This is a genomic window from Nostoc sp., from assembly GCF_036917395.1.
Classification (GTDB): Bacteria; Cyanobacteriota; Cyanobacteriia; order Cyanobacteriales; family Nostocaceae; genus Nostoc.
In genome coordinates this window covers 98,659-123,609 of record NZ_JBALDI010000009.1, presented here as the reverse complement: position 1 = coordinate 123,609, position 24,951 = coordinate 98,659, and the positions used below count along the sequence as shown (strand labels likewise).

The following is a 24,951-nucleotide window of genomic DNA, read 5'->3' as shown; positions in this document are numbered from 1 at the left end:
TGGTAATTGAAATTTACTTGAAATCAGAAAAACTTGAGGGAAGCTGAAGGCGTTGCTGTTTAATGCTTTTGCTTTCCTCAACAGAAAATATCTCAACTTAAGTTTAAATGCTAATTTCATCCTAACTTCTCCATCAGTTATTAGTCATTACCAATAGACATGTAGTAGTCAAAAATTTACTTTTTAGCGCCTTGAGTCCTTTGGCAAGATTTTCTAGAAAGTTATGGTAATTCATGCTCAGTTTTTGGCTATCGGTCACATTGGATAACATCAGGAGTTGACAACTGGTCTAATTTATTGTTGTGGCGGGACAAAAGTTCAACTTTTTTACTTTCTAGTTAGCAAACTGTGCGCTGCAATGCTTCGATACGCCTCCGAGGGCACTGGGCTGCACCGTACTATTAACCAGGAGACTACAGCAATGATGAAAGCTGAAGATATCATGACCAAAGATGTAGTTACCATTCGCGGTTCGGCGACTGTTGCTGAAGCGGTAGGGGTAATGAAGGAAAAAGGATTGCGGGCGCTGGTTGTGGCTCGTCGCTATGACAATGATGCTTATGGCATTGTCACAGAAACGGATATTGTCTATAAGGTAACAGCCTACGGTAAAGACCCAAAGCAAGTGCGGGTTTACGAAATTATGAGCAAGCCCTGCATTGTGGTCAATCCTGATTTGGGTGTGGAATATGTAGCGCGGTTATTTGCTAACACTGGTATTCATCGAGCACCTGTGATTCAGAGCAAGCTGTTAGGTATCATCTCGATTACCGACATTTTGACCAAAAGCGACTTTGTAGAAGCTCCAAAAGCCCTACTGCTGGAGGAGAGAATTCAAAAAGCCATTGAGCAGGCTCGGTCTATTTGCACCGGACAAGGTGCTTATTCTAAAGCCTGTGCAGCTGCCTGGGATGAGGTAGAAGAACTTCAAGCAGAAGCAGCTCATCAGAAATCTGAGGGTATGGTATCAGCCAAAGCCTCTTTTGAAGAATACTGCAAGGAAAACCCAGATGCACCAGAGTGTCGAAGTTATCATCCGTAATTGAGGTGTGGGGATGAAGAGGAAGGGGGCAAAGGGGCAGAGAGAGGCTCCCCTGTTCCCCGCTTCCTCTACCGTTTGGCAACTCGCATCAATAAAAATAAACCTATTCCTAGAAAAAGAAAGTTCGGCAACCAAGCCCCCATAAAGGGAGAGAGGACACCTGCTTGCGCGATCGCACCACCAATAAAGAAAATTAAGTAGTAGGAAAATATAACTACAACGCTAATCCCAAAGCTGGTGCCTCTTCCAGTTCGCTGGGGTATGCTTCCCATAGCTGCACCTACCAAGCCAAAAACTACACATACAAAGGGCAAAGAGATTTTTTGTTGAATCCGCACTTCGAGTTTACGAATTTTTTGGCGATCGCCACCGAGAAGTTCCACTTGTAGTTGATCTAGGGCTTCAGAAATATTCATCTCACCATAATCGCGGCTTTTTTCTGCCAGACTTAATGGCGTGCGCGGTAGTTGCAGTTGTTGATGTTCAAATCTAACGATATTGCGATAGGAGCGATCGGCAGCAACAAAATAGATCGTGCCGTTGTAAAAATCCCAGACATTTTGAGAAGCATTCCACTGGGCAGATTCTGATACCACAATTTGATTCAGACCTTTTGTTGAGCGGTCTATAATCGTTAAACCTTTCATCCGCTTACCATCAAACTGGTCGGCGTAAAACAAGCGTGTCAATATCCTATTTTTAGAGCCATCTGGCTGGGCAGCATCCTGGTATTCAGGATAGAAAATATTTTGCTGTTTCAAAATTGGCTTGTCTGATTTCAGGGCTTTATCCAGAGTCATTGCCGCTTGGTAATTTGCTGCTGGTGCAATTTGTTCGTTAAACACAAATGTCATTCCTGTAACCACAAGACTCAACATCACAGCAGTTAGCACCATGCGATAGACGCTGACCCCACAACCACGCAGGGCAATTAGTTCGCTCTCGCTAGAAAGACGACTGTAGGTCATCAAAGTAGCCAGCAACGTAGACATGGGGAAGGCTAAAACGATAAAGTTGGGAAATTTTAACAAAAAAACTTGAATCGCAATGTCTATAGGTAGCCCAGATTCTACGATTTTTCTGATGAGATCAAATACAGCATCGATAGTGACACCAAGTGATGAAAAAGCTCCGACACCAAAGAAAAACGGCGCTAACAATTCGCTGGCAAGGTAGCGATCCATGATCGTAAAAGGCAGCAGCGAATGGAGGTTGTAGAAAGACGTAAACTTCTTTGATATCATAAGCAAAATTAAATAGTTAAATATTGGCAGCCTTAGTGAAGTAAAGTATATCTACTGTATTTAGGATCAAAATTTAATTTGAAATAGCTTAAAATTAACTAATAAATTCATGCTTATACCAATTCTTTAGGAAACTGCATAAAATCAAGCTTGGTCAGACTTAGGGCAAAATCCCCAAGTTCAGGAGCAACCTCAGAATAAAAAATCAAAATAGCCTTTGAAATTATTAACTAAATAATTGTTAATTTAGACTTGAAAATTATCCCCTAAATAATATTGCCGCACAAGGGAATTGCCGTAAAGTTCGTCAGTAGCGCCAAAAGCGAGAATTTGTCCCTCGCGCATGATGTAGGCGCGATCGGTGATCGCCAGGGTTTCGCGGACATTATGATCTGTAATTAAGATTCCCATACCGCGATCGCGCAGTCGGGCGACAATTTGCTGAATTTCTGAGACTGCGATCGGATCAACTCCAGCAAATGGTTCATCCAAAAGTAAAAATTTTGGACCTTCTTGTCCAGCAGCTAAAGACCTTGCTAATTCTGTCCGCCGTCGCTCACCACCAGAAAGTTGAATTCCTTTGCTATTGGCTAATTTTTCTAACCGAAACTCTCGCAGTAAAGTTGTGAGTCGTCTTGTCCACTCCCATCGTGGCACATTAGTTTGCTCTAGCACTAACAGAATATTATCCTGTACCGAAAGTTGGCGGAAAACACTTGGTTCTTGTGCTAGATAGCCAATACCCAGTCGCGCCCTTTTGTGCATTGGCATTCCCGTAACATCCAGATTACCTAGCCAGACTTTTCCTTGATTGGGTTTTTCTAAACCTGTGGCAATATAAAAGGTCGTCGTTTTACCAGCCCCATTGGGGCCTAGTAAACCAACGACTTCGCCCTGAGCAACAGAAAGATTCACACGATTGACAATTACTCGCTTGCCATAAGATTTATGAATATTCTCTAAAACAATTTTCATTGTTCGCGCCCTTTCTTGATAGTAGATGCTAATTAGAACGCTTGAATGGTGGTGTCTGTGGAGCAGGTTTTGCAGTTTGTCCATCATTATCTGATTCCTGGATCATGTAGATGGACTCTACCTGACGATTGGATTGGGGTAAGGCAACAAATCGCCCTTGATCAATTAAATAGGTTACTTTCTCCGCCCGGATACTATTACCGCCCTGTTGCAAAATATAGACGTTCCCACTGAAATCAATTCGGCGTTCCTTACTAAAGTACTGTGCTTGGGCAGATGTTGCTTGAATTTGGCGAGCCGGATACGACATTTGCACGTTACCACGAGCAGTGATTACTTGATTTTTGGCGTCATATTCTTGGATATCAGCACGGATAGTGAGGGGGCGATTTTCTCTAGGTGTTTGTGCAGTAGCGGTTTGCAATTGGTTAGGGAAGGCGACGCCCAAGAGTGCAACTGGCAGCATTAAAGCTAATCCAAAGCGACGCATCTGGGATATGGGCAATTGATAGCAGGGCATCATAGCAATTGGGGATTCAGGATTTCAGCTTGCATTCTAATTATCTCAAGTACTTTATCCAGAGATGAAATATCCAATCTGGAGTGATTTACGATAACTACTGGCTGAAATAGTGACGCTACGCCCAACCTCAAGGTTTCAGGTAATTGGCATAAGAAGTGAAAATGACGTAGGCACAATTCATGAATTGTGCCTACCAAGGATTTCGGGCAACGCATAATTAATTTCAGCAGATGTCTAATCAGTAGTTAGCAGAATTATAGGCAAAGATAAGACTTGATTTTCACCCAAATCACCAGTCATAATCAAGTCTTGCCCTATTTGTTGTAATGTCGTCAACAACACTGCGCTCTGACTCAATAGTTCATCTACATCAACACCGCCGTAACTAGATGGGTAACGACGTAAGCGATTGCTGCCTTCTCCGAGTAGAATTACTGCACCTCGCCAGTTCCGATTCTCCAAATGATACAGTGCTACAGCAATTTGGAGAATGCCTTGATAAAAGGTTTTGTCCGGTTCGCCAGCTTCAATCCACAAAGCTTCTAAAGTGTCATGACAGGCGTAGAACTCACCAGAATTGAACTGTTCTACGCCTTGCCAAAACTCTTGGGGGATGGTTTCGCTCATCCCATACTGTCTCGTACTTCTTTAATTGTTTCGAGAGAGATTTCTTGTTTTTCTCCAGCAAACTCGTTATCTGAGGTGAGGAACAACATACAATGGCACTCTTTGCGTTCTCTCATTGGCACACAGGGACAGTTCCAATATGTGCCGTGAACCTCAGCCTCTTTATCTTCGTAGTGGCGACAGGGACATAAGGGCGCACCCAGTTCATCTTTATGTTTGGCTAGTCCCTCGATCACAACTGCGGTAACAGAAGGTTCAGAACAAAAGTATGTTCCAGTCCGCTTGGCGTATTGTTCGGAAAAATGCCGCATTGCCTCTAGGCTTTTATCGCTGGATTTTGTGTTAGCTTCTGATGAGATCATGTGGATCGGCGACTCATAATTTAAATATTTCTTTGCATTGTACCTCAGCCTCATGTAGGGATTACTGGGTGTTTTTCCCCAACCTTACCTGCTCAAATTGTTTTACCTTTGCTCAAAGGCTGATATGTCCGGTGGGCTGGGATCAGACAAAATCTAGGAAATCGCAGAAGCTTAACTTCTAAGCCAATTAAAATTCAAGTTGCATTTTGAGGCAGACTTTAAAAGTCAAGAGGTTAATTTATTCTCATTAACAAACGACGCTGTGATCCGTCTAAGGGAAGATGCCAAGCGCGACCCTTTTATCAGACTTATGTCAGCCTTTATTTATACATTGTGCTGAATTCTCTTCATCATAACTTTATGATGCTTTATGAAATAACTAAGTAATAGTAGTTACTTTTTTGTAGCTTAGTGTATGTTATAAAATGTGTAATAAAAAACACATACTTATCAAGAGTTACAACTACTACCATATGAGCATTTCAACTGTTGCGAAAAAGTTATCGACTGCTGCTATTGGAGCAACAGTCATTGTTTTGGGAATAGGAGCAGTAGCACAAGCAACTATTTTAACATTTGATGACATACCTCTTATATTTTATCGATATTCTGAGCCGATTCCTAACGGTTATGGAGGATTTAATTGGAATAATTTTTTCCGCATCTCAGATACATATTCACTTACAGGCTATAACAATGGCAGAGTGTCAGGAGACTACGTAAGCTATAATGGATTTGGACTCCCAGCACTAGTAAGTGATAGTATTTTTGACTTCAACAGTGCTTACCTCACAGCTGCTTTCTATGATGGTCTTTCGGTTACTGTAGAGGGTTTAAAGAGCGGTGCAACCTTGTATTCAAAAACTGTGGTTGTAAATACGACACAGCCAACTTTAGTAAATTTTGATTATTTTGGTGTTGATGAATTAAGGTTTACGTCATTTGGTGGAGTTGAACCAGATTATCTTATAAATACGGGTGGCGGGACAAATTTTGCGTTAGATAACTTTACCTTTAATGAAAAAGCTACATCTGTTCCCGAACCTACATTGTTACCAGCGCTACTGTCAATAGCTACTTTAAGTACTGGTTCAGTATTAAAACGTAAACAGCTAAAGCAAAGTTAACTCAAACCTTACACCTTGCCCAAAGGACTAGAAGTAGCGGCTATACAACAAGAGCTACACCTCTGTGGGCTAAAAGCTTTACTAATCTTTAGAGGTAGGTTTTGTTCGGATAGCCCTTCTAGAACGTCGTTTTTTGCCGAAAGTATTGATTAATATGAATTTAATGTTTTTTGCAGTTGGGGTTGCAGTGCGCGATCGCTTTGCAAAATTATACCAGGGTGTTCCCAATTGATTACCTCTTGTGCTGGTGGTAAGGAAATATTTGGCCACATTACCCAGCGACTGCCTTGAGGAAGAGTAGAAAGACTCAGGGAGTTTTGAGTCAGCCAAATCAAGGGATAGCTTTTAGGAACTACTGAACTGGCATCTTCTAGGGCTGTGGTTGCTGCTAAGGTTTCTAAAACAAAGCGATCGCCTTTGATTAAATTTGTTGATGCTGTCCAGAGTTGCACCTGTAATTGCTGTTGTTGTGCATAAAAATACAGTGATGCTGCGGCAATTACTGCTTGTTCAAAGTTTTCTTCTTCCCAATTGCTAGCACTGTCAAGGGCAATAACTATCTCTTGTCCACCTGTGACCATTTCTAACTCCCGCACCCTTAATTCGCCATAGCGGGCGCTAGTCCGCCAGTGAATTAGACGAGTAGGATCTCCGAGGCGATAAGGACGGAGCGATCGCACTAGCCCCGTTGTAGCTGTCTGCAAGGGTCTACCACGAGGATCACCCCTTTTGCTCTCTTCTTGTCCCATTTCGTCTACTAAGGGGCAGGTAGCCAAGGGTAACACTTTGGGATAGACGATCGCTGTGGCAGCACAGTCACGTTGACGGCGACACCAAAACAATCCCAAAGGCGCACCAGAACCCAGTTCGACTGTGTGCCAACGATAGACGCCCCGGCGCTGGGTAGGGTGGTAATATACCCAACGGTAACTGCCTTGGCTAGGAATTGTTTCTATTGCTTTTTGTACTGGTTTCCCTAAGACGAAGGGTAGTATATCCTCGACTTGCAATAAGCTTACAGGCTGCTGTGTCTGATTGCGGATTTCTAATTCCACCGTCAGATCATCGCCTGCTGACACAGCTTGAATAGGACGGCGAGAGATGGATAGACCTGTGAGCGATCGCGGCGGTAAGATGGCTGCTACACCCAAAAGGGCAAAACTGATGCCGCTAATGGCGTACAGCCAACCAGCCATCGTATTGATACCTGCGCCAAAAAAACAAATAGCCGTTGCTGCTAGTACCCAACCGCCGTATGCAGGGGTACAAGCGCGAGTTTCTAACCAATTCGTGATGGGTTTGATGATTTTCATGTTTCTTTTTTAACCCAACACCGCCCGAAATTCACAGTGTCTCAGGGGTTTGCCAAAAAAGCAAAGCCATAATAGTAGTATTTAGGAAGCGTCAAGCAATTTGAAGCGTGCTGGGTTGAGTGGGCGATCGTACTATGTATCATTAAGATATGGAATGGAGGTGGAAGATTCTTTGATGCAGTTAGTCAGTCAGGAGCATATTGAAATCTCTTCTGATGTGCGGAGTGGGAAGCCCCGGATTGCTGATACCCGCATTGCTGTAGAGGATGTGGCGATGATGCATTTAAAGCTAGGATATTCCTTGGTAGAGATTGCTGGTAAGTATGACCTGTCACTGGCATCTGTTTATGCAGCAATGGCTTATTATTTTGATCACCGAGACGAGATTGATTGCCGTACAGCAGAAGAGGATGAATTAGTTGAGGTACTGAAGCAGAATCATCCTTCGCGTCTGCAAGAGAAACTCAGACAGTTGAGGAATGAGTGAACGAATTCGCTTTCATCTCGATGAAAATGTCGATCCTGTAATCGCTCTTGGCTTGCGCCGTTATGGAATTGATGTCACAACAACCAATGATGTAAAACTACGCACCCAAACCGATGAAGTCCAGTTAGCGTTTATTCAAGAAACACAGCGAGTACTGTTCACCCAAGATGCAGATTTTTTGATTATTGCAAGTTCTAGGCTTGATCATCCTGGTATTACTTACTGCAAGAAAGGGACTCGCTCAATTGGTGAAATCATTGAAAATTTGGTTTTGATGTATGAGGTGATGACACTTGAAGAGATGTTGGGACGTGTCGAGTTTTTGTGAAATGAAAGCAACATTGAAAGACTTACATCTTCAAAAGCATCTAAATGGAGTTTGTTAGGAATTGTATGCACAACTTAACAAGTTATCTGTATTTTGGTAGTTTGCATCTATAAATTTATAATTGTATATGATTAAATTATGGAATTTAGGTAGAAGGTAAAAATATGACAATTAGTACCAACTTAAAACAACTCTATGAAACCGATGATAATTTATGGTTAGAAAAAACTATTGAATTATTAAAACAAAAACAGTTTAACCAACTTGATTTAGAAAACTTAATTGAGGAATTAATCAGTTTGGGTAAAAGAGATTTAGCTAAAGCCAAAAGTCTTTTAAGACAAATTATTATTCATATATTATTACTGCAATATTGGCAGATGGAATATGAAAGAAACTATCGTCATTGGATTGGAGAAATTAAAACTTTTAGATATGACTTAAATAATCATTTAACGACGAATTTAATAAACAAGTTACAGGATGATTTAGAGAATATTTATCAAAGTGCGGTTGATTTTATGAAAATTAAAACCGATTTAACTATTTTTCTAGAAAAGTGTCCTTACACTCTTGTACAATTATTAGATGAAAATTATTTACCTTAAATATATCAGTCTTATCTGATTTTTGTGAAATGAAAGCACCGAAAGGCGATGTCTACGACGGGCTATTCGGCGTCGCACTGTAAATCTCTACTGCTAATTGGCGATCGCAATGTCACAATTACTGAAAAACTCCTTAGTTAAAGGAGGAATATCAGATGTATCGATTTCCTCCTCTGTGAGTGAGTATGGAGGTTTTAAGAACTCCTCTAAAGTCGTGCTTTCTGGAACTGTAATTTTTCCTTGCGTCAACCCAACATTTTTCATAATTAGATTTTTAATTTAGATATAGTTTGGTTAGGAAATCCTTAATAAAAATCTGATTTTTAAAATTATCGTCCGCCAAGAATCGCAACATATCAGTTTAAATTTTTAGATTGCGTCTCACTAATAAGCGATCGCATATTGCAACAGGGTTGATAACTTGAGTCATAAGCTCACTTTCAACTTATCCATACACTGTTGACCCATTGTTCGGATTGTCTCAATAACAAAAATCTCAGCAGTACAGTAATCACTGAGAAGCATTGTAACATTTGCACGACCATGTGCAATGGCATTGCGTTTTTCATACAGTTCACTTCGATACTTATTGATAGCAGATTTAGCTAAACCATTAAACTCCTCTGGTGTACTTTCAATGCCATAAACCCGTTTGAAAATAGTCTTCCGTTCTACGTTATTCTCAGCTGCTTTCTTAATCCACGTCCAGATCGATGGTTTGGAGTAAGCGCCAGATTCATCAGGTTCTTCTGTTAACACGTCAGGACTTACTGTAACTACATCACACTGATCTAATAGTTCAGCTTTTCCGGCAGGTCTATGGTGTAGAAGAGATTTAAGAACGTCTAACTCAAATTGCTCAGAGGCTCCTAATAACCGAACGAAAGCAGAGGTAATGACAAAATTTGGCAGACTATGCCACCCCACGCCACTACGATGAACTCCAAAATCAAAACCACCGTATCTTATGTAACATGTTTCGTATTTCACCGCTTCTGCATAAGGATAACGATCCTTAAAAAATTCCTTCATTGAGATAAGAAGATTTACCTTTTCCTCTCCTATTTCTTGGTCTGTTTCAAAATCCTTGTAAGTCAAAATTACAGGATTAACACCTTGCTCACTGACCCACTGAGCAAGTCCTTCGAGGTCTAGCTTCTTATACCTTTGGATAGCTCCATCTTCCAACGTGAATGCAACAGATTCACGGAGTGCCTCTATTTGACGAAGTGCAGCCCAAATAGCAACTCCCATACTTTCCTTTCAATTACTTAGATAAATTAACAATAAGTGATAGAGTTTGTAATTGACAAATCAAATAATCCCTCAATTTTAGCGATGTGCTTATCCTATTGACAGCTGTAACTAACAAAATAAAAAGCCCACATCTGCGGGCTTTCTAAATCAATTAAGTAATTTTACTTAACGTTTCGCTAACTTCTTCGACATCTTCCGCAGACGAATCGATTGGGGTGTAACTTCCACCAATTCATCAGAGCCAATATATTCCAAAGCACGTTCTAGGCTCATGTCTATCGGTGCTTGCAGTTGCACTAATTCATCGCTACCAGCAGCGCGGTGATTGGTTAACTGCTTGGTCTTACAGATATTTAGTTCCAAATCTTGGGGACGATTGTGTTCTCCCACAATCATGCCTCTGTAAACCCTGGTGCCAGGAGTAATAAAGAATGCTCCTCTATCTTCGGCGTTTCTCATGGCGTAGAAGGTAGAAACACCCTCTTCAAATGAGATTAAAACGCCTTTGTTCCGGGCTTCAATGTCGCCACTGAGTTGACGGTAGTCTAAGAAGCTGTGGTTCATGATGCCTTCGCCACGAGTCATCCGCATGAATTCACCCCGGAAACCAATCAATCCACGGGCGGGTATCACAAACTCTAGTTGGGTGCGATCGCCACTACCTGGTTGCATATCTTGCATTTCGCCTTTGCGTTGTCCCAGGCGTTCAATACAGCTACCCACACCATCAACAGGAATGTCTAACACCAACAGTTCGTAAGGTTCGCAAGGTTGTCCGTTGACTTCGCGGTAAATTACCTGTGGTTGAGATACCTGAAACTCGAAGCCTTCGCGGCGCATGGTTTCAATTAAGATACCCAAGTGAAGTTCTCCCCGACCGGAAACGAGGAATTTATCCGGAGAATCGGTTTCTTCGACACGCAAAGCAACGTTGGTTTCAAGTTCGCGGAATAGGCGATCGCGCACTTGTCTTGATGTCACCAACTTGCCTTCTTGACCAGCAAAGGGCGAATCATTCACACAGAAGGTCATTTGCAAGGTTGGTTCATCCACTTTAATTAGTGGTAAAGCTTGCGGTTCATTGGGGTCAGTAATCGTTTCCCCAATATAAGCATCAGCGAAACCAGCCACCGCGACAATATAACCTGCGGTTGCTTCTTCCAGGTCTACGCGCTTCAACCCTTCAAAGCCCATCAATTTGCTAATTTTGCCCTTGACAATGGTGCCATCTTCTGTTACTAAAGCTGCTTGTTGTCCTGAGCGGATAGTACCGTTGTGAATTCTGCCAATAACAATCCGTCCCAGATATTCAGAATAATCTAGGGTTGTGACTTGCAATTGCAGAGGCTTATTGCTGTCGCCTACTGGTGATGGAACGTGTTGCAAAATTGCGTTAAAAAGAGGTTGCATATCTACCGATTCTGCTTCCAAGCTTTCCTTAGCAAAACCTGCCATACCGGAGGCAAACAGATAGGTAAAATCACACTGGTCTTCATCTGCCCCTAATTCCAAGAACAGATCCAATACTTTATCGACAGCAACGTGGGGGTCAGCTTGACCACGGTCGATTTTGTTGATCACAACGATGGGGCGCAGCCCTTTTTCTAAAGCTTTTTTAAGGACAAAGCGTGTTTGGGGCATGGGGCCTTCGTTGGCATCGACAATCAGAAGACATCCGTCAACCATGCCGAGTACTCGTTCAACTTCGCCACCAAAGTCAGCGTGTCCAGGAGTATCAACAATATTAATTAGTGTTTCTTTGTAGCGAACCGCCGTATTTTTGGAGAGGATAGTAATACCCCGTTCCCGTTCTAGGGCGTTGGAGTCCATAACGCAATCCGGAACGTCTTCGCCTTCGCGGAAAATGCCGGATTGTTTGAGGAGTGCGTCAACCAGGGTAGTTTTACCGTGGTCAACGTGGGCGATAATGGCGACGTTGCGAATTGGGAGCGTCATAGAAACTTTTGGTGAACTTTTAGAGGGGGTTTTGAGATTTACATTTGAATGCTAGGATTTTTTAACAGAATTAGGTATGATTAGCAAAACTCTGTGAAGAACCTTTAATAATTCTAGCGTAATCGTCACAATTGCGATGAGGTTTGTCAAGGCGGCATCAGACAGAAAGTTAGGCTGGCTAAATCTGTGCTTGGCGTTGAATTATTTAGCCATCTTGTTAGAAAGTCTAACTGAGGTAGTTGAAGAGTGGGTAAATGTATGATTAAAACTAGGACTTACGTACAAGTCTACGGAATAACGAACCACAGAGGCGCAGAGGACACAGAGAAATCAGAGTTTGAGAGATATTTTGCGTAAGTCCTAAAAAGTTCTAAGATATGTTTTCTTCCGTAAATTAGTCTGACCTGTGCCATAGTTAAGACCAGCGTCTTGGACTTTGGAATAATGGCTTGGGTATTAGGACAACAATTGCAGAGTGGTAAATACACAATTGAAAAAGAATTAGGTGAAGGTGGCTTTGGTATTACGTACCTCGCCAGAGATGATCTGGGGCGTTATTTTGTGATTAAAACGTTGAATGATAAGGTGCAACGTCGCCCCGATTTTACTAAGTTTCAGCAAGATTTTTTGAATGAGGCGATAAAACTAGCTAAATGTAGTCATCCTCATATTGTGAAAATTGATGAAGTAATCTATGAGAATCCCCTGTGGTGCATGGTGATGGAATACATTTCTGGGGAAGATTTAGCCAGTCGAATTGAGAATCAAGGCGTTTTGGCAGAAAAGGAAGCATTATGCTACATTCAGCAGATTGGTGAAGCACTGATCGTAGTTCACAATAACGGTTTATTGCATCGGGATCTGAAACCGCAAAATATTATGTTGCGTTCTGGTAATTCTAAGGCTGTGTTAATTGATTTTGGCATTGCCAGGGAATTTACCCCGAATCTAACTCAAACTCATACACAAGTTTTATCTGATGGTTTTGCTCCAATTGAACAATATGACAAAAGAGCAAAACGGGGTGCTTACACTGACATTTATGCTTTAGCAGCAACACTATATTCTGTGCTAACTGGGGAAATACCAACACTTGCGCCATTAAGAGCTATTGGTACGCCATTGGAAGAACCAAAAAAGATTAATTCTAGTATCAGCGACAAAGTGAACCAGATAATTCTCAAAGGAATGAATATCAAACCAGAGGAACGGCCTCAGTCAGTAAAAGAATGGTTATCACTAATAAGCGGTGAAGACATTAAAAGTCCTCCACCGATGGACAAGATTATCAGTGAATTCAATGCTCATGTTGACTATAGTAGTTCCAATGCCGGATTACTTATTCATCATAGAGAGCATCGTAACGATCCGGCATTACACTATCACGTAACTATCTCTGATACTCACGCTTTTAACTTTGGCGGAAATGGGTTTGCTGTGTTCCCTATTCCCAAAAAGGCTCATGTAGCAAAATCAGTAAAATTATTGGATAGGAAAGAAGTTCTCGATAGATGCCTCATTGCTTATCAACTCTTTAAAGACTGGCACTATGGTATTCTCGGATGGAATTGCGAACACTTCGCTAGGTTGGTGACAACTGGTAAAGCCATTAGCTATCAGGTTAAAGAGTCACCTTTGGGATTTTTGAATAACAATGGCTATCATCCTTTAGCAAAGGAAATGATGGATAAGAGCCAGTAAAAATAATACTAGTTTTAGCACTAATCAACTCAGGTCTGACAGTTAAAAATATTTTACTAAATGCTATATAAGCTTTAATAGCTATGGCAAAAATCAAGACATCATTCTAAATTAATTAACGCCAGAGAATCAAAGTTTTTTAACTTTAAATTACGCTAACTCCTGCAAAATGGCAAGGTAAATACCCTATTTACCGAACTCCTGCAAAGCGACAATCCACAGAAGAGCCAAGAGTACTTCGGTCAAATTTATAAGGATTTAACTGCTCACGCTGAAGCTGAAGAGGAAGTAGTATATCCAAAAGTACGTCCTTTCTACGGTCAAGATAACACCCAAGAATTGTATGACGAACAAGCTCAGATGAAGCGGGTGTTAGATCAAATTAAGGCTATCAGCCCTTCTTCATCTGAATTCAAAGATCAAGTTAGACAGCTTATGGAAGCTGTTGGCGACCATATTCGTCAAGAAGAAAGCACAATGTTTGCTGCTATTCGCAACAACTTGAACACTGAGCAAAGCGAGCAACTGGCTACTGAATTCAAAGCTGCTAAGACCCGAATTCAACAAAAGCTAGGTGTTGTAAATGAAGCGAATGTGTAGGATGCTTTCGAGCTTTCTATATCCGCTAAAAAAGGTTAGTTAAACAAAAACTCCCAGTGCTGATCTACTGGGAGTTTTTGTTTAAAAATTTTGCTGACAGTATTTATAAGCCGTATAGGCCATAGTCACAACCCCGGTAATAATAGCAGATTCATCAACTTCAAATTGGGGATGGTGTAATGGGTGGTTAATGATTCTTTCTTTGTAGCCTACACCCAAGCGAAACATCGAACCGGGGGCGTGTTCCAAATACATAGAAAAATCTTCAGATCCAAGGGAGGGTTCGAGTAAAACTTGGACGCGATCGCTACTCCAAGCTTCTTCGGCGGCTGATTGCAACAATTGTGTCAGGGTGTAATCATTTTGGACGCTGGGTACACCCTGGTGATAATTGACTTCATACTTTGCCCCGTAAGTATGGCAGATATTAGATACAATGTTTTCAATCCAGTTCGGGAGATCGGCACGGGTTTCGGGATGGAGCGATCGCACGGTTCCTAATAACTGCACTTTATCCGCAATTACATTCGGCGCTTTGCCACCATTAATCTTCCCTATGCTCAATACTACAGGACGCAAGGCATTTTGTGTCCGGCTGATAGCTTGTTGCAGTGCAGTAATCACTTGGCAAGCAATCCAAATTGCATCAATCGCCTCATGGGGACGCGCCCCGTGCCCAGATTCTCCCATAATCAGAATCTCTAAATTATCAGAGGCGGCTGTCAATGCTCCGTAACGCACACCAATAGATCCTGCGGGTATAGAAGGGAAAACATGAACCCCTAATACAGCCGAGACGTTTTCCATCGCCCCATCTTTCATCATCCAGTTTGCCCCTTGAGCAATTTCCTCGGCTGGCTGAAATAAGAACCGCACTTTACCACCCAACTCCTCTGCAACTTGAGACAGCACCATCGCTGTTCCTAATCCGACTGTGGTGTGGACATCATGACCACAAGCGTGCATAATACCCTCTGCGCCAGAGGCATATTCCAAATTGGTGCCCTCTTGAATTGGCAAGGCATCCATATCGGTACGAATTGCCAATAAACGGTCATTTTGGCTAGTGCCTTGCAGTTCTCCAATGACGCCCGTTTTGCCAACTCCCTCTTGTACATGCAGACCACTGGAAGACAAAACACCAGCTACATAGGCTGCTGTTTGGTACTCCTGACCGCTGAGTTCTGGGTGAGAGTGGATGTGGCGGCGAATTTCAATTAAGCGAGGCGCTAGTTCTGCTGCTAAGTCTTTAATACGGGTAAGCATCGATTTAATTAATCTATAGGCTTTTTTCCCATGATAAAGAAATGTTAACAAACAAAATGCTTTTTGCCATACAACCATAAGTGAAGGATGAAGCAAAGGGGCAGAGGGGAGGAATAATTACTCATGACTTAGGCAGTGAAAACCTGAAACCTTGATCCCCCCTCAAAAAGACTACTGTGTACACACAAGTCTCTCTCGACGCAAATTATGGTTTATCGAATAGCCCAATCAAACCTCACCCTGCTTTTGCTACGTAAAACCTATCCCTCTCCTTGGTAAGCAGAGGGATTAAAGTCAGGACAGGGTGAGGTTTTAAAGGACTTTTAAGTAATCAGATAACTTGTGTGTACACAGTAGCTTAAAAGCAGGGAACCAAAGAGCCAACTTTTTAAGGAGATTGGCGGATCTCTTGGGCGTAAGTCCTATTCCTAACTCCTAACTCTCTAATGACGCCACTTGCTTCTCCCAAGGGAGACGCTCTTGCTAGCAAGATCCCCGTAGGAGTACAAGCCGGGGAACCTGGACAACGCAGTGGCTCCCCAATCCCTTATTGCCAGTTATTTTGAATAGCAGGTTGTGCCTCGAGTATTTTCGGGTCGGAACTCGTTACATTCTCTAGGATTTTGACGCTCTAACGACCAGCCATAGGGCTTGTCGGAGGTGACAACACCATTAGCTAGAGTTGTTAGTCGGAAGTTAGCCCCCCGAAAATTAGTAAACTGCAATTTGGTATCTTTTAAGTTTGCTGCTTCCAAATTGGCGCTGATCAAACCGGCATAAGACAGATCGGCGTTTTCCAAGGATGCTGATTTCAAATTTGCTCCTGTTAAGGAAGCACCACTGAGATTCGCTGAATTCAGAATCGCACCTTCTAAATTTGCACCGGTGAGATCGGCATTCGTGAGATTAACTTGAGATAATGTAGCGCTGCTCAAGTCAGCCCCTCGCAAATTTGCTCCAGTTAGATTCAGTCGAGTTAGGTCAGCACCACTCAAATTACACCGGGGACAGGCACTTGTTGCCTTCAACTGATCCAAGTCTAGCTGACTTAAGGCAAGGGCCTGCTCTGCAAACCCAAAACAAGCTAACAGGACGACGGTAGCAACAATTTTAAGTTTCATATTTTACAGATATTTACAAAAATGACAATTTACGCACATTGCATACTGTCATACTTAATAATATGCTTCCCAAAAGAACAACAGGGATGAAGCATTGATTAAGAAGCTGTGAAAATAGTATAAATTCTGATGGTAAGACTACTCAAACTGAAATATAGATTATAGAATCGAATCGTAAGCAACTATACCGAACCTTTTATAGACTACCACTTATGTGATCCCCCTAGCTCGATGAAAAATGCGACTAGGGGGATCTTGTTTTTAGGTATTGGGCATGAGGTGAAGCATTGATTAAGAAGCTGTGAAAATAGTATAAATTCTGATGGTAAGACTACTCAAACTGAAATATAGATTATAGAATCGAATCGTAAGCAACTATACCGAACCTTTTATAGACTACCACTTATGTGATCCCCCTAGCTCGATGAAAAATACGACTAGGGGGATCTTGTTTTTAGGTATTGGGCATGGGGTATTGGGCATTGGGCATTGGGCATTGGGCATTGGGCATTGATTATTTCTCCCTCATTTCCCTCATCTCCCTCATCCTCCCCTGCCCCTGTGCCCCTGCCTTATTCACCGCCAACCTAAAAAGCGCAATCCAGGCACAATTAGGTAGTAACTCACTCCTAACCAGAAGCTGATCAAGAAGCCCACAGAACCAAAAAAAGTCAAAGGTAAGTATAACTCTGACCAGGCTGGTTGACTAGAAAATTGGAAGATCGGAGGTGCTAACCTCAAAAGAATCAAAACTGCATAGGCGATCGCACTGCCAAAGGCAGCGAACACAGCGTACACTATGTGATGGCTGCGAAGACCTAAACTCAAGGTGAGTAGGCAAACTGCCACCAAAATTACTGCCACTAAGCCCTCGCCGCTGTCTTTTGGTGTGATTAATTGCAAAATCAACCAGCCGAAGCCATAGCTAATCATGCCCATCAGCGACGCCACTAAAAAGCGCCGCCGTTGACCAAAACACCCAGATACTGTTAGTCCCCATGCGGTTCCCCAGCCTGCGGCGACGAACACCAAAATATCTGCCCCGAAGACGGGTTGAGTATTTGGCACTAATTGGTTTAGCTGACTTAAAATCAATTCCACAACCTGACGACCCAAGCTGGTGTGATATGCCAAAATAAAACCAGCGATCGCACCAAAACAAGCGCCGATACTAGTCAGGATCATCGCCCAAATCGTCGCTAAACAAGCTTGAAAAGTTTTAATGATTGCCTGAGCGATAAAAATAACGGTTTTAGTTACAGCTTGGCTAAAGTTAGCTAAAGCTTGTTTAATAGCTTGTGTTAGTAGTCTAAATCTCTGGGAAGCTTGCGTTGAGGCTTGCTTAACGTTATCCCGTAGTTGGAAAAATAACCCTGACGGCGGTAATGGTCGAGAAATCTTCGCCAACCGTTTTTGAATCATAGCTGCATTTGCTGGACGCGATCGCACATCCTCCTGCACCATTTCATCAAGCAAAGAAGCTAGTTGCGGGTTGACATTTACCGCAGTTCGCCAGCGCAATTTCCCCGTTTGCTGATCTTCCAACTCTAACGGGTATTTGCCTGTTAGTAGTTCAATCACCGTTCGACCGAGGGCATAAAAATCAGCACTTGGCCCGACAATACCTCCAGTAACTTGTTCTGGTGGACTGTAGCCCGAAGAAAATAATCGGGTGGAACTAGAGTGAGAACGTAGTTTAGAGGCGCTAAACTGTTTTGCCCCTCCAAAATCAATTAGTACCACGCGATCGCCCTCTATTTGCCCTTGAAGCGGGGTTACAGATGGCGAATCCAACATTAAATTAGAAGGTTTGATATCGCGGTGAATAATCTGACGTTTATGTAATTCCTGTAAAATCTGTACAGCTTGGGCGAACCAGTTTAAAACCAAATCCTCTGGACACCCTTGGGGAAACTTTTTTAATATCTCCTCTAAAGTCCGCCCATTGATTTTTTCCATTACCAGACAAGGCAGTTGGTGTGGTTTGGGATTAAACAATTTTACGTGAAAATACCCATCTGCATCAACTCTGGGGACGCCTGGATGCTGCAAGCTAGATAAAACTGCCGCCTCTTGGGTAAATAATTCCAGTGCCTTTGGTGAATCTTCTACCAACACTTTCAGCACTTTTTCGGTTTGAGTTTTTTCATCCCAAACGGTGTAAATTTGAGCAAATCCTCCCGACCCTAAAGGCTGAAGTGGAACATAGCGGTCTAACAACTCTAGCGGTGCGCCACAGCTGTTACAAAATTTGTTTCCCCAAGGCTGAGGATAAGGACGTTGACAATCAGGATTTATGCAGTGAACCGCACTCTGAGTGATGTGGGACACAACCGCTACAATACAAAGGCTGACTTGATTTTAGCGTTTCTTTAGGTTTCCTGATTTTAAAATAGGCAAAAGGAAAACCCTCATAAAATCTATGAGGGCATTCGTTTATATGTATGTCAGTCCTTAATTACGAAAACTTCTCTTACTCTGCCTGTGCTTGGCAACTTCTTTGCGCTTGCGTTTTTCTAAGGGCGTTTCAAAATGACGATGCTTTCTCATGTCTGGAAAAATTCCAGCCTTGGAAACTTCTCGCTTAAATCGTCGTAAGGCTGACTCAATGTGTTCATTGTCACCTACAATTACTTGGGTCATTATTTCTCCTACTAAGTTGACTTCATCAATAGCTATGCAGGCAGTAGCAGTACAAAAAAAAGACAGACTCCTTGTCTGACCTTAAGAGTGTTGGTAAATTTTTTTTCCAAGGTTAGTAGCGGGAGCGTCCGCCACCGCCACCGCCGTATCCTCCTCGGTTACCACCAAACGAACCTCTATCACCTCTGTCTTCTTTAGGTTTAGCCTTATTCACTTTCAGGTCACGACCCATCCACTCAGCACCGTCTAGAGCTTCAATGGCAGCTGTTTCTTCGGCTTCAGTTCCCATTTCCACAAAAGCAAAGCCTCGTGGACGACCAGTTTCACGGTCAGTAGGTACTTGAACCCGCTTTACAGTACCATATTCTGCAAAAATACCACTTAAATCCTCTTGTGTAACGTCATAAGAGAGGTTACCTACATAAATTGACATCGATTCTCTCCAAAATCATCACTGTGTAGAGATTTTAATTTCTCTGAGAAGTCTGTAAATACTAAAAGGAAAAAGCCCTTCAATACTAAAACCAAAGACATCACCGAATTAACTCTCCTAAATCTAGGATGACATAGGAGACAACTCTCTGCATCCAGTAGATAGTTAACCGGTGATGCGATCGCACTTACGCGATCGCCTCCCCCCACCTACCCTAAGTACAGCCCATTGCAAAAAAGGTTTGGAAATGCAAGAAGATAAATTCTGTAGGGTGATAAAGGAAATCAGACATGGAGGGGCGCATCTTTGAATATCCGAATTGAACGTTTGACTGCATTAACCATGAAGCATTACTCCCAAATTTTAATATGAAAGGCAAAGTCAGGCAACAAATAAAGGCTATGTCGGCTTGTACTTCTTTGGATAACCCGCTATGAAAGCAACTGCGGTCTTCTCCCAGCGCGAAGGAGCATCGTCCAAAAGTTGGGCAGCAAGTGGCGTGAGAGGCTAAGGGTTGAACTTCTCTTATAGCCGCGGTTACGCAAACGATGATTTTTAATTTTTTTATGACATTTTTGGGTATGTCTGCTTATCATCACTTTTCCAAGCCGTTTCCAATTAGCCTTTGACAACTTGAGCGAACTCATGTTTGCCTAGTGCCTGCAAGCCAAATAGAGAACGCCCATAATTTGGATACTTTTTTAAACTCTCTATAATCACCCTTAGCCAAAAGCACACTGCCCAGAGATTCCCGCGTGGGAAAGTATAAGTCTGGTGATTCCAGGTAATCAAGTCCGGTATGATTTGGGTTAACTTTGAGAACAGATTCCAAAACAAAATTAAAACTTGTCTAAAAGTAATCTATAAACATGGCAACGCTTTCTTAGCAAGCAATAACTAATCAACTACAATTATTCCCATTATAACATAAACTTATTTTTGCATTTACTATTGCTACTTCCTTTTATAGCCATCCACTAGTGCAAATTTTGATAACGTTTATCGGACAGCATTTCTATAAACAATCCAAAAATTTAATCATTTCATACAACGAATGATGAGTATACACACTCTGACTGTGTGTGATTTTCCATAAAACTTGTTTAGATTTTGCTATCACTTCTACTGAAATTGGTAAGCTATTTTTATTTTGATTAACTTGGAAGCCTGCACGTTTTAAAGCACGAATAGTCCACACAGATGCAATCCCCTCGCCGATCAAATTAATTTCTCCTTTGTAAGATGTATGGAGATGAAATTCACCAGAAGCAACATCAAACTCTACACCTTCACTACGGAAAGTATCAGCAAATGCACCATTCAATACCAAATCTTCCGGTGCACCAACGTGTAAAAGGCCATTAGTTGATAATAGCCAAACTTTATCTGCAATCCGCAAAGCTAAATCTAAATCATGGGTAGAAAGGAGAATTGCTTGATTAGTTTCCCGTACTAACTGGCGCAACAATTGCATAATTTCTACCCGTCGCGGTAAATCGAGAAATGCTGTTGGCTCATCAAGTAACATAACAATAGGTGATTGAGCCAAAGCACGTGCAATCATAATTTTTTGACGTTCACCATCGCTTAATTCGCTAACTTGGCGTTGTGCTAAGTGTACTGCTCCTACAGATTTAATTGCCCAATGTACTATAGCTTCATCTTGGGGTGTCAAATTTCCCCACCAGTCAGTGTAAGGATATCGCCCCAAACTCACCAAGGTGTAGGCTGATAGCATTCCCACATCAACTTTCTCAGTGAGTACCAAACTCAGACGTTTTGCTAATTCTTGTGGTTTTAAATGATATATGTTTTCTCCCAAGAGTCGCACTTGGCCTGCTATGGGTGGTTGCATTCCGGCGAGCGATCGCAGTAATGTAGATTTACCCGCACCATTGGGGCCAAGTAAACAAACCAGTTCCCCAGTTAAGAGAGATAGAGAAATATCAGACGCAACACTCCGAACAGTTTTTCGGGATGTCTTGTAACCAATAGTCAGGTTGTGAGTTGTTAAAATCGCATCATTCATGAGGGAAAAGATTTTTGGGAATTACGCCGCAGAATTACCCAAGTGACAACAGGAGTTCCAATTAAAGCGGTGACAGCATTTAAAGGTAAAACCATCTGACTTACCCAAACTTGGGAAAACAAATCTGCAATTAGGGCTAATATTGCACCCATGATTATTACACTAGGGATTAATATTCGATGGTCGGAAGTATTGAACAGACTACGACACAGATGCGGAATTGCCACACCTAAAAATGCTATAGGCCCACAAAAAGCAGTAATTCCACCTGCTAATATAGATGCACTAGTAATAATATAAAATCTGGTTTTTTGCACCGTTAAACCTAGACTACGTGCATAAGATTCCCCAAGTAAAAGTGCATTCAAAGATTTTGATTGCAGCACTGCTCCCAATAAGCTTAAAAAGATCACTGGAATTAAAACAACTAACTGTTTCCAAGTCACCCCAGCAAAACTTCCAAAAGTCCACATTATATAACTTTGAATCTGTTCCTTTGAGCTAAACTGCAACAAAATACTTACTATTGCACTTGTAGCGTAGCCAAACAATAAACCTAAAATCAGTAACGTCATCGTATCTTGCACTCGGCGAGAAACAACTAACATCATTCCTAAAACTGATGCTGCACCGAGACTTGCAGCTATGACTAAACCAAAATCGCCTAAATACCCCAAATTTGCTAATAATGTTGGTGTACCCGTAGCACTTGCTGTCAGCACAACTAACGCTACACCTAAACTTGCACCAGAACTAATTCCTAATACAAAAGGTCCTGCTAAGGGATTTTTAAATAAAGTTTGCATTTGCAAGCCACTCACACCTAAAGCTGCACCTGCTAAAGTTGCAGTTAAAGCTTTAGGTAAACGAAATTTGAGAATAATATTAGCCCATGTTGCTTTTTCTGGTTCTTGTCCGAGTAAACTTTTGACTACTTCATTAATAGGAATATCAACTGAACCTAAAGCTAAGTCCAATAAAAAAGCAAATATTAAACCTATCAGCAAACTTGAGAAAATAATAATTTTTAGAGCCAGAGGTTTTTGGTTTAGTAGGGGGATTTTAAATCTAGATTTTTCCCTTAACATTATTAAATAAGTTTGCGGTAATAAAATAGTTGATGATTAGGTAATATATCTGGATGCAGTATCTTAATCAAGTCAGATAAAACGACATCTGGGTTGCTAATACCATCTTCCCAGTAATCATTACCTCCACTTTCATTGACACGGGCATTATTATTATAAAGATTTCCCTGTTTCGCAGCCTTAAAATCAGCATAACGATTATCTTCAGCAACTAAATCTTTTAAAGTATTCCAAGATTGACGAAAATTTAACCAGTAATCAGCATTAGCCGCACGTTCTAAAACAACTTCAAAAGATAGAGGTAAACTACCAGATGATTTATCATCACTCCAGAGGTAGTTTGCTCCTGCGTCAGCCAGATATTTTGCTACGTAACTTTTGCCCCCAGGTGTATACCAAGTTCCTTTAAAGTTAAATCCGAGAAATACAGTCGGACGATTTTTTACAGATTTGGCTTTTTGAGCTACTTGTTCATATTTATTGGCAATTTCATTAAAGATTTTTTCTGCTTTCTCTTCTTTATTAAAAAACAAAGCCGTAAATTTCAGCCATTCACTTCTTCCCAATGGTGTGTCTTCCATATATTCCGCATTTATCCCCACTTTTAAACCCGCCTCTGTGAGTTTGGCATAGCTATCAGTTTGGGAATTTCCACTACCATAAGTTGTTACCAAGTCAGGATTTAATTCTAATAATTTCTCTATATCCACATTGTCATTATTACCTATTTGTGATACTTTCCCAGCTTTGATTCTTTCTACCACATCAGGAGTATTTATTTGCTTACTATTACTAACGCCAATCAATTTATCAACTACTCCTAACTTTGCTAAGTGGGGTAAATGAGTAGTAGAAAGAGAGACTATAGAATTTACTGGTACTGTAATTACCTGTGTTTGATTAAATCCTTGTGGCGTAGGAGTTCCACATTGAACTAGAACATATTGAAAATCTGTCTTGGCATTCTGCCAAGGATTTTTGATAGTGACGACTTTGTAGTGTTTATGATATTCTACTGCCAAGCCTGTTGCATGGGTAATCTTGATTTTATTAGGAAAATAATCAGTTTTGAAGTCATATTTTTGAATACAGGCGTTATTATTGGTATTAGGAGATATGTTAATTGCTGTACTATTGCAGGCAATTATTAAAATTGCTATTAAAAGTAATTGGTATAAAAAAAATATGGCTTTTGCTTGAGGTGTTTTTACCAATTTCATGAGTTTCATAAAAATACTATTTTTCTCACGCAAAGCGTTAGAGTAAAAGAGGATGAGATAAATAAAAAGTACTTTACATCTTTGCGTAAAATTAAAAAAAAGGAGAAATTAGACGGAATCTGGTGGATAGCGGTATTCAGTAACTTTGTTACCTTTTACTAAATGTTCATTAACAATAATTTCAGCAGCATTCTGGTTAACACGAGTGTACCAAGTCCTATCGTCTGAATAAAATACAACTGGCCCTAGTTGGCAAACTTCCAAACAGCCAGATGTTCTCACTTCCACTTCCACACCTGCTTTTTCCACCGCTGATTTTAAGGCATCAAATGTAGGTTGCCATTTGCGGGAAGGAAGACAGCGAGTTGAAGTGCAAACGGAAATATAAGAATGTTTTAGGGGATTTTTGGTAAATGGTATAGGTTTGTTTCCCAATACATAGATATCTCGTAGTTCCTCATAAAGAGCCAACTTTGATAAGTTAGGCTTACCTTCTGGTAATAAATTTTCACCTTCTACATATGGATTTGGCAAGAAAATAGTCATGAGGTTTTCATCTGCACCATTCCAAAAATCAATTCCCCAACTTCTAGGGATACCTTCTGCATTAAATCGTCGATAAAATGCAGCGCGACTTACTTGACGTTGTTGCCTTAATTCCAAAGGGGTCTTACAATGAGGGCCACCTAAATTAGCCTCAATACATAGGTGCAAATGCCAGCTTTCAGTAACTACTGTGAGATATCCATCATAGAGGATACAAATTTTGGGTGGAGTATTAAATTCTAATTCTAATACACCTCCTTGAACAATATGCCCTACCCCTACCTGCTGCCAATTTTGCTGAAATAAAGTGTAAAGTAGCGATGACAAAACATCACTTCCATAATCAAAATATTCATATTCAATAGACCCTTGTGTAGATAAAGCCTTAGTCACAACTTGATTTAATGGTGTTACCCAATAATTGAATTCAGCCATGAGATATTCTCCTTATTGCA

24 protein-coding genes and 1 pseudogene are annotated in these 24,951 nt (G+C 41.3%); 7 read left to right on the top strand and 18 right to left on the bottom strand.

What is annotated here, in order from left to right:
* The first annotated feature begins 421 nt into the window (after positions 1-421).
* Positions 422-1,042 carry a CP12 domain-containing protein gene (locus V7K46_RS06740; protein ID WP_335111807.1) on the top strand — a complete coding sequence of 207 codons (621 nt, stop codon included), beginning with the start codon at positions 422-424 and terminating at the stop codon, positions 1,040-1,042.
* Positions 1,043-1,110: 68 nt separating this feature from the next.
* On the opposite strand, the gene V7K46_RS06735 is transcribed toward V7K46_RS06740, so the two are convergent.
* The 5 genes from V7K46_RS06735 to V7K46_RS06715 form a co-directional block, all read right to left on the bottom strand.
* Positions 1,111-2,226, bottom strand: coding sequence for an LptF/LptG family permease (locus V7K46_RS06735; protein WP_335111806.1), 1,116 nt, complete (start codon positions 2,224-2,226; stop codon positions 1,111-1,113).
* Positions 2,227-2,532: 306 nt separating this feature from the next.
* Positions 2,533-3,261: an LPS export ABC transporter ATP-binding protein gene (gene lptB / locus V7K46_RS06730; RefSeq protein ID WP_298909124.1), complete on the bottom strand. Its 729-nt coding sequence runs from the start codon at positions 3,259-3,261 to the stop codon at positions 2,533-2,535.
* 28 nt (positions 3,262-3,289) lie between these two features.
* The gene (locus V7K46_RS06725) at positions 3,290-3,784 is read right to left on the bottom strand and encodes an LptA/OstA family protein (protein WP_335111805.1); all 495 of its coding nucleotides are present in this window, start codon (positions 3,782-3,784) and stop codon (positions 3,290-3,292) included.
* 234 nt (positions 3,785-4,018) lie between these two features.
* Complete coding sequence (locus V7K46_RS06720; RefSeq protein WP_335111804.1) at positions 4,019-4,411, bottom strand: DUF309 domain-containing protein; 393 nt, start codon at positions 4,409-4,411, stop codon at positions 4,019-4,021.
* Entirely contained in the window at positions 4,408-4,773 is a 366-nt protein-coding gene (locus tag V7K46_RS06715; RefSeq protein ID WP_335111803.1) for a ferredoxin thioredoxin reductase catalytic beta subunit, read from the bottom strand. Before V7K46_RS06715 ends, V7K46_RS06720 begins: the two co-directional genes overlap by 4 nt.
* A gap of 473 nt (positions 4,774-5,246) precedes the next feature.
* Between V7K46_RS06715 and V7K46_RS06710 the strand changes: the two genes are divergently transcribed.
* The gene (locus V7K46_RS06710) at positions 5,247-5,900 is read left to right on the top strand and encodes a PEP-CTERM sorting domain-containing protein (protein WP_335111802.1); all 654 of its coding nucleotides are present in this window, start codon (positions 5,247-5,249) and stop codon (positions 5,898-5,900) included.
* Between the two features lie 149 nt (positions 5,901-6,049).
* Here V7K46_RS06710 and V7K46_RS06705 read toward each other — a convergent pair whose 3' ends face one another.
* A complete protein-coding gene (locus tag V7K46_RS06705; protein WP_335111801.1) occupies positions 6,050-7,213 on the bottom strand; it encodes a DUF58 domain-containing protein in 1,164 nt (387 codons plus the stop codon).
* Between the two features lie 100 nt (positions 7,214-7,313).
* On the opposite strand from V7K46_RS06705, the gene V7K46_RS06700 reads away from it, so the two are divergent.
* The 3 genes from V7K46_RS06700 (at position 7,314) to V7K46_RS06690 (ending at position 8,636) form a co-directional block, all read left to right on the top strand.
* On the top strand, positions 7,314-7,700 hold the full coding sequence (locus V7K46_RS06700) for a DUF433 domain-containing protein (RefSeq protein ID WP_335111800.1): 387 nt from the start codon (positions 7,314-7,316) through the stop codon (positions 7,698-7,700).
* Positions 7,693-8,028, top strand: a complete 336-nt coding sequence (locus tag V7K46_RS06695) for a DUF5615 family PIN-like protein (protein ID WP_335111799.1) — start codon at positions 7,693-7,695, stop codon at positions 8,026-8,028. Before V7K46_RS06700 ends, V7K46_RS06695 begins: the two co-directional genes overlap by 8 nt.
* 164 nt (positions 8,029-8,192) lie before the next feature.
* Positions 8,193-8,636, top strand: coding sequence for a DUF29 domain-containing protein (locus tag V7K46_RS06690; RefSeq protein WP_335111798.1), 444 nt, complete (start codon positions 8,193-8,195; stop codon positions 8,634-8,636).
* A 93-nt stretch (positions 8,637-8,729) separates the two neighbouring features.
* Here V7K46_RS06690 and V7K46_RS06685 read toward each other — a convergent pair whose 3' ends face one another.
* The 3 genes from V7K46_RS06685 to typA all read right to left on the bottom strand — a co-directional run bounded on the left by V7K46_RS06685 (position 8,730) and on the right by typA (position 11,849).
* Positions 8,730-8,900 carry a hypothetical protein gene (locus tag V7K46_RS06685; RefSeq protein WP_335111797.1) on the bottom strand — a complete coding sequence of 57 codons (171 nt, stop codon included), beginning with the start codon at positions 8,898-8,900 and terminating at the stop codon, positions 8,730-8,732.
* Positions 8,901-9,062: 162 nt separating this feature from the next.
* A complete protein-coding gene (locus V7K46_RS06680; RefSeq protein ID WP_335111796.1) occupies positions 9,063-9,890 on the bottom strand; it encodes a hypothetical protein in 828 nt (275 codons plus the stop codon).
* 168 nt (positions 9,891-10,058) lie between these two features.
* The gene (typA, locus tag V7K46_RS06675) at positions 10,059-11,849 is read right to left on the bottom strand and encodes a translational GTPase TypA (protein WP_273762357.1); all 1,791 of its coding nucleotides are present in this window, start codon (positions 11,847-11,849) and stop codon (positions 10,059-10,061) included.
* 444 nt (positions 11,850-12,293) lie between these two features.
* On the opposite strand from typA, the gene V7K46_RS06670 reads away from it, so the two are divergent.
* Together V7K46_RS06670 and V7K46_RS06665 are read left to right on the top strand one after the other, a co-directional pair.
* Complete coding sequence (locus V7K46_RS06670) at positions 12,294-13,550, top strand: serine/threonine protein kinase (protein ID WP_335111795.1); 1,257 nt, start codon at positions 12,294-12,296, stop codon at positions 13,548-13,550.
* A 162-nt stretch (positions 13,551-13,712) separates the two neighbouring features.
* Positions 13,713-14,150: pseudogene (locus V7K46_RS06665) on the top strand (hemerythrin domain-containing protein); the annotation flags it as partial.
* 81 nt (positions 14,151-14,231) lie between these two features.
* Here the strand turns inward: V7K46_RS06665 and V7K46_RS06660 are convergent.
* The 9 genes from V7K46_RS06660 to V7K46_RS06620 form a co-directional block, all read right to left on the bottom strand.
* Complete coding sequence (locus V7K46_RS06660) at positions 14,232-15,416, bottom strand: M20 family metallopeptidase (protein WP_335111794.1); 1,185 nt, start codon at positions 15,414-15,416, stop codon at positions 14,232-14,234.
* A 557-nt stretch (positions 15,417-15,973) separates the two neighbouring features.
* Positions 15,974-16,537: a pentapeptide repeat-containing protein gene (locus tag V7K46_RS06655; protein WP_335111793.1), complete on the bottom strand. Its 564-nt coding sequence runs from the start codon at positions 16,535-16,537 to the stop codon at positions 15,974-15,976.
* A gap of 576 nt (positions 16,538-17,113) precedes the next feature.
* On the bottom strand, positions 17,114-18,868 hold the full coding sequence (locus V7K46_RS06650; RefSeq protein WP_335111792.1) for a serine/threonine protein kinase: 1,755 nt from the start codon (positions 18,866-18,868) through the stop codon (positions 17,114-17,116).
* 123 nt (positions 18,869-18,991) lie between these two features.
* The gene (gene rpsU, locus V7K46_RS06645) at positions 18,992-19,180 is read right to left on the bottom strand and encodes a 30S ribosomal protein S21 (protein WP_012407716.1); all 189 of its coding nucleotides are present in this window, start codon (positions 19,178-19,180) and stop codon (positions 18,992-18,994) included.
* Between the two features lie 112 nt (positions 19,181-19,292).
* Positions 19,293-19,613: an RNA recognition motif domain-containing protein gene (locus tag V7K46_RS06640; protein ID WP_273762368.1), complete on the bottom strand. Its 321-nt coding sequence runs from the start codon at positions 19,611-19,613 to the stop codon at positions 19,293-19,295.
* Positions 19,614-20,628: 1,015 nt separating this feature from the next.
* Positions 20,629-21,642: an ABC transporter ATP-binding protein gene (locus V7K46_RS06635; protein ID WP_335111791.1), complete on the bottom strand. Its 1,014-nt coding sequence runs from the start codon at positions 21,640-21,642 to the stop codon at positions 20,629-20,631.
* Complete coding sequence (locus V7K46_RS06630) at positions 21,639-22,730, bottom strand: iron ABC transporter permease (protein WP_335111790.1); 1,092 nt, start codon at positions 22,728-22,730, stop codon at positions 21,639-21,641. The genes V7K46_RS06635 and V7K46_RS06630 overlap by 4 nt, the downstream gene beginning before the upstream one ends.
* 2 nt (positions 22,731-22,732) lie before the next feature.
* The gene (locus V7K46_RS06625; RefSeq protein ID WP_335111789.1) at positions 22,733-23,950 is read right to left on the bottom strand and encodes an ABC transporter substrate-binding protein; all 1,218 of its coding nucleotides are present in this window, start codon (positions 23,948-23,950) and stop codon (positions 22,733-22,735) included.
* Positions 23,951-24,058: 108 nt separating this feature from the next.
* Entirely contained in the window at positions 24,059-24,931 is an 873-nt protein-coding gene (locus V7K46_RS06620) for a (2Fe-2S) ferredoxin domain-containing protein (RefSeq protein WP_335111788.1), read from the bottom strand.
* Positions 24,932-24,951 lie beyond the last annotated feature (20 nt).